At 41.3% G+C, this 2,444-nt stretch carries 2 protein-coding genes; one reads left to right on the top strand and one right to left on the bottom strand.

Features of this window, described 5'->3' with window-relative positions; translation table 11 throughout:
- A partial coding sequence (locus tag ACJML3_RS02405) for a 6-hydroxymethylpterin diphosphokinase MptE-like protein (RefSeq protein WP_406020280.1) occupies positions 1-644 on the top strand: 644 nt, incomplete at its 5' end.
- A 77-nt stretch (positions 645-721) separates the two neighbouring features.
- On the opposite strand, the gene rpsA is transcribed toward ACJML3_RS02405, so the two are convergent.
- Positions 722-2,389, bottom strand: coding sequence for a 30S ribosomal protein S1 (gene rpsA / locus ACJML3_RS02400; RefSeq protein WP_406020278.1), 1,668 nt, complete (start codon positions 2,387-2,389; stop codon positions 722-724).
- Between the last annotated feature and the right edge of the window lie 55 nt (positions 2,390-2,444).

Here is a 2,444-nt window from a genome sequence, read left to right as displayed (position 1 = left end):
AAGATAACATTGAAAAAATCAAAGAGCTTCAGTCAAAAGGTATCAAAACAGTTGCTGTTGATACAGCTCTTGCATGCTTAAACAATTACAATATCATTCCTGATATTATCGTATCGCATGATCCTATCGTTTATGTGCAGTTCAAAAACCTGATCCTCAAAAATAAAGATAATTTCAAAAATACATTTTTAATATGCTCTGCTCATTCTGAACAGGCTTTTATCGAAGACTATCCAGGTCCAATAAAATACATATTTGATGACAATGATGTGAAGATTGTTCCTGAAATAGATTGTGAACTTAAGAACTTTATTAAATTTGCAGGATCTGTTCTTTTAGAAACAACAGCAATCTTAAAAAGAGTTTCTCCAAAGAAGATCCATCTGTTCGGCTGTGATTTTGCATACAAGGGCAATACAACTCATGCTGGTAATTTATATAATGAAGTTTCTGAAAAGGATACAAAAAAGAACTATGGATCATTCATAAAAATATTATGCAATGATGGTCAGTATCAGAATACGCTTAAGTCTTTTGCCTTATACAGAGACTATTTAGAAGCAGACATTAAATCATCACCTAATACTGAATATATTAATTATTCTAAGACAGGTGCTATTATTAAAGGTGCAAAACTAGGATAGACCTTACTTTTATCGGAAGTTAATAGATACGAAAAGGCCCTGCAATGCAGGGCCTTCTTTATAGCTTTAAGAGCTTATTACTGCTTCTTAGCAGCAGCGAAAGCTGCTTCCATAGTAGTAGTTGTAGGCTCAGCTGCCTTCTGGTTTACAGACTCTAAAGCTTCCTTCTCCTCAGCCTCATCCTTAGCACGAACTGATAAGGTGATCTGACGGGTCTTACGATCAACGTTTACGAACTTAGCTTCGATCTCGTCGCCAACTGAAACAACAGTAGTTGCATCGTCAACGCGATCACGTGATAAGTCTGAAGCCTTGATGTAGCCGGTAATGCCTTCTGCTAATTCAACAGTTGCACCACGTGCATCAACTTCGGTAACCTTACCGGTTACAACTGAACCCTTACGGTGTGATGCGCAGTAATCTGCAAATGGATCCTCAGAGATCTGCTTTAAGCCTAATGAGATACGCTCACGCTCTGGATCTACCTGAAGAACGATAGCGGTGATTTCGTCACCCTTCTTGAAGTTGCGAACAGCTTCTTCACCAGCCTGCTGCCATGAGATGTCTGATAAGTGTACTAAACCATCAATACCGCCATCTAAACCGATGAAGATACCGAAGTCAGTGATTGACTTGATCTTACCAGTTACCTTCTCACCCTTTGAGTGAGACTCAGCAAACTCGATCCAAGGATTTGCCTTGCACTGCTTTAAGCCTAAAGAAATACGACGACGCTCCTCGTCTAACTCTAGAACCTTAACCTTTACCTTGTCGCCAACTGAAACGATCTTAGATGGGTGGCAGTTCTTGTTGGTCCAATCCATCTCTGATACGTGTACTAAGCCTTCAACGCCATCAGCGATTTCAACGAAGCAACCATAATCGGTTAAGTTGGTAACCTTACCCTCGATCTCAGAATTCTCTGGGAAGCGAGCTGCAATGTTTGCCCATGGATCTTCACCTAACTGCTTTAAGCCTAAAGATACGCGTGAACGCTCACGGTCGAACTTAAGAACCTTAACAGTAACTTCCTCACCAACTGCAACGATCTCTGAAGGGTGCTTAACTCTCTTCCAAGCCATGTCAGTGATGTGTAATAAGCCATCAACGCCACCAAGGTCAACGAATGCACCGTAATCGGTAAGGTTCTTGATGATACCCTTAACAGTCTGACCTTCAGCTAAGTTAGCTAATACGTTCTCACGATCAGCTGAGCTTTCAGTCTCGATAACAGCACGACGTGAAACAACAACATTGTTGCGCTTCTGGTCTAACTTGATAACCTTGAACTGCTGCTCTTTGCCTTCGATGTGTGCAGTGTCACGTACAGGACGTACATCTACTAATGAACCAGGTAAGAATGCGCGGATACCGCCTAACTGTACGGTGAAGCCACCCTTTACCTTGCCATCGATGATACCAACAACAGTTTCGTTCTTGTTGAAAGCGTCTTCTAACTTGATCCAAGCTTCGTTACGCTTTGCCTTTTCGCGAGAAACCTGAGTTTCACCGTCGCCTGACTCAACAGACTCTAAAGCTACGTCAACAGTATCGCCAACCTTAACTTCTAACTCACCTGAAGCATTTAAGAACTGCTCCTGTGGGATTGCAGACTCTGACTTTAAGCCAGTGTCAACAATAACAAAGCCGTTGTCGATTTTAACAATAGTACCTTTAACCATTGAACCTGGACGGGTTTCAATATTCTGTAAGGACTCTTCGAAAAGTTGTGCAAATGATTCCATTAAAAGGATTCCTAAAAAAGCTCCAAAGCCTCATGCTTAAGGAGGGTTGATAAAT

The sequence above is a fragment of the Succinivibrio sp. genome (assembly GCF_045124615.1).
GTDB classification, from domain to species: Bacteria; Pseudomonadota; Gammaproteobacteria; order Enterobacterales; family Succinivibrionaceae; genus Succinivibrio; species Succinivibrio faecicola.
The sequence above is the reverse complement of the archived record's forward strand: the minus strand, read 5'-3'. Positions and strand labels throughout refer to the sequence as shown.